Origin of the sequence: Thermococcus sp. ES12 (assembly GCF_012027515.1) — an archaeon.
GTDB lineage: Archaea > Methanobacteriota_B > Thermococci > Thermococcales > Thermococcaceae > Thermococcus > Thermococcus barossii.
This window is the reverse complement of record NZ_SNUP01000077.1, coordinates 1-439: the sequence shown is the minus strand read 5'-3', so window position 1 is coordinate 439 and position 439 is coordinate 1. Positions and strand designations below refer to the sequence as shown.

Sequence of the window (439 nt, the reverse complement as noted above, 5' to 3'; positions counted from 1 at the left end):
CCATGCAGTTTTCGGGAAAGGAAGTCTTTGAACCTCTGCTTTTCTAATTTGCATTGGCAAGATGTTCCTCTTTTTGATAATTTCCTTTATCTGCATCCATCTCTTATCAAATCTCCTCGTGTGTCCAACCAAAAGCCACAATCCTTCTTTTTCTGCAACTTTAATCATCTTTTCAGCTTCTTCACTTCTTAAGGCGATTGGCTTTTCAACAATAACATGCTTGCCAGCTTTCAGTGCTTTAATTGCAATCTCAGCATGAGTATAAGTTGGGGTTAGAATTTCAACAACATCCAAATCTAAGTCAAGAAATTCGTCCAAATTTGTAAAATACTTAGCATTAAACTCTTTTGCAGCTTCTTTTGCTTTCTTTCCCTTAATGTCCATAACGGATACAACTTTTATTGTTTCGATGTTCTTAAGAGCATTTTTGTGGGCTAAA

1 protein-coding gene is annotated in these 439 nt (G+C 36.0%); it reads right to left on the bottom strand.

The genetic code is table 11. From position 1 onward, the window contains the following. The coding region (locus E3E37_RS11115) for a Gfo/Idh/MocA family protein (RefSeq protein ID WP_167717415.1) at positions 1 to 439 on the bottom strand (439 nt) is incomplete at both ends.